Annotated in this window: 1 rRNA gene; it reads left to right on the forward strand. The window is 49.6% G+C overall.

What is annotated here, in order from left to right:
- Nucleotides 1-2,840: ribosomal RNA gene (locus tag IC218_RS21475) — 23S ribosomal RNA — on the forward strand; the annotation flags it as partial.
- Nucleotides 2,841-2,844 lie beyond the last annotated feature (4 nt).

The raw sequence follows: 2,844 nt of genomic DNA on the forward strand, positions 1-2,844 counted from the left end.
GATAAGCTGCGATAAGCTTCGGGGAGTTGCACGTAAACTTTGATCCGAAGATTTCCGAATGAGGAAACTCACTTAGAGTAATGTCTAAGTATCATTAAGTGAATACATAGCTTAATGAGGGGAACTCAGGGAACTGAAACATCTAAGTACCTGAAGGAAGAGAAAGAAATTCGATTCCGTAAGTAGCGGCGAGCGAACGCGGAATAGCCCAAACCAATAAAGTTTTCTTTATTGGGGTTGCGGACATATCTTAAACGAAGAGGTATCGTAATTGAAGAGGTTTGGAAAGACCCACCACAGAAGGTAATAGTCCTGTATGTCAAACGAGAAAACTTCAGATATGATCCAGAGTACCACGGGACACGTGAAACCCTGTGGGAAGCAGGAGGGACCACCCTCCAAGGCTAAATACTACCTAGTGACCGATAGCGTATAGTACCGTGAGGGAAAGGTGAAAAGAACCCCGGGAGGGGAGTGAAATAGAACCTGAAACCCTGCACTTACAAGCTGTGGAAGCACATTTCTTGTGTGACCGCGTACTTTTTGTAGAACGGGCCAACGAGTTACGTTAAGTAGCAAGGTTAAGCACTTAAGGTGTGGAGCCGTAGCGAAAGCGAGTTTTAACTGAGCGTTCAGTTACTTGACGTAGACCCGAAACCGGGCGACCTACCCATGAGCAGGATGAAGCGAAAGTAAAATTTCGTGGAGGTCCGAACCCACGAGCGTTGAAAAGCTCGGGGATGACTTGTGGGTAGCGGTGAAATTCCAATCGAGCCCGGAGATAGCTGGTTCTCCCCGAAATAGCTTTAGGGCTAGCCTCAAGGTGAGAGATACGGAGGTAGAGCACTGAATGTCCTAGGGGGTATTGCACCTACCGAAGACTATCAAACTCCGAATGCCGTCATCTTATACTTGGGAGTCAGACTGTGGGTGATAAGATTCATAGTCGAAAGGGCAACAGCCCAGATCGTCAGCTAAGGTCCCTAAATGTAAGTTAAGTGGTAAAGGATGTGGGATTGCACAGACAACCAGGATGTTGGCTTAGAAGCAGCCACTCATTCAAAGAGTGCGTAATAGCTCACTGGTCGAGTGATCCTGCGCCGAAGATTTCCGGGGCTAAAACTTACTACCGAAGCTACGGCATCAGTAATGATGGGTAGGGGAGCTTCCCATACGGGTTGAAGCATGACCGTAAGGACATGTGGACAGTATGGGAGTGAGAATGTTGGCATGAGTAGCGAGATGTGGGTGAGAATCCCACAGGCCGTAAACCCAAGGTTTCCAGGGGAAGGTTCGTCCGCCCTGGGTTAGTCGGGACCTAAGCTGAGGCCGAAAGGCGTAGGTGATGGACAACAGGTTGATATTCCTGTACTACCGATAACCGTTTGAGAGATGGGATGACACAGTAGGATAAGCTAAGCACACTGTTGGTTATGTGTGCCCAAGCATTGAGGCAGTCAGAGTAGGTAAATCCGCTTTGATAATGCTGGGATGTGATGGGGAGCGAAATTTAGTAGCGAAGTAGCTGATTTCACACTGTCAAGAAAAGTCTCTATCGAGGTTAAAGGTACCCGTACCGCAAACCGACACAGGTGGGTGAGGAGAGTATCCTAAGGCCCGCGAGAGAACTGTTGTTAAGGAACTCGGCAAAATGACCCCGTAACTTAGGGATAAGGGGTGCCACCATACGGTGGCCGCAGAGAATAGGCCCAAGCGACTGTTTACCAAAAACATAGGTTTCTGCTAAGTCGCAAGACGATGTATAGGAGCTGACGCCTGCCCGGTGCTGGAAGGTTAAGGGGATCTGTTAGAGTAATCGAAGCAGTGAACTTAAGCCCCAGTAAACGGCGGCCGTAACTATAACGGTCCTAAGGTAGCGAAATTCCTTGTCGGGTAAGTTCCGACCCGCACGAAAGGCGTAACGATTTGGGCACTGTCTCAACAACAGACTCGGTGAAATTGTAATTCCGGTGAAGATGCCGGATACCTGCGACAGGACGGAAAGACCCCATGGAGCTTTACTGTAGCTTGACATTGGGTCTTGGTACTACATGTACAGGATAGGTGGGAGGCTTTGAAACCAGGACGCCAGTTTTGGCGGAGCCATCCTTGGGATACCACCCTTGTAGTACTGGGACTCTAACCATAGGCCATGAATCTGGTCTTGGGACACTGTCAGGTGGGCAGTTTGACTGGGGCGGTCGCCTCCCAAAAGGTAACGGAGGCGCTCAAAGGTTCTCTCAGTACGGTCGGAAATCGTACGTAGAGTGTAAAGGCAAAAGAGAGCTTGATTGCAAGACATACAGGTCGAGCAAGGATGAAAATCGGACTTAGTGATCCGGTGGTTCTGCGTGGAAGGGCCATCGCTCAACGGATAAAAGCTACCCTGGGGATAACAGGCTTATCTCCCCCAAGAGTCCACATCGACGGGGAGGTTTGGCACCTCGATGTCGGCTCATCACATCCTGGGGCTGTAGTAGGTCCCAAGGGTTGGGCTGTTCGCCCATTAAAGTGGTACGCGAGCTGGGTTCAGAACGTCGTGAGACAGTTCGGTCCCTATCCGTCGCAGGCGTAGGAAATTTGAGGAGACCTGTCCTTAGTACGAGAGGACCGGGATGGACGTACCTCTGGTGTACCAGTTGTTCTGCCAAGGGCATGGCTGGGTAGCTATGTACGGAATGGATAAGCGCTGAAAGCATCTAAGCGCGAAGCCAACTTCAAGATAAGATTTCCCACCGCAAGGGTAAGACCCCAGAAAGACTATCTGGTTGATAGGTCGAAGGTGTAAGTGCAGCAATGTATTTAGCTTATCGATACTAATAGGTCGAGGACTTGACCAATATT

The sequence above is a fragment of the Clostridioides sp. ES-S-0005-03 genome (genome assembly GCF_020658455.1).
In the GTDB taxonomy this organism is placed as follows: domain Bacteria; phylum Bacillota; class Clostridia; order Peptostreptococcales; family Peptostreptococcaceae; genus Clostridioides.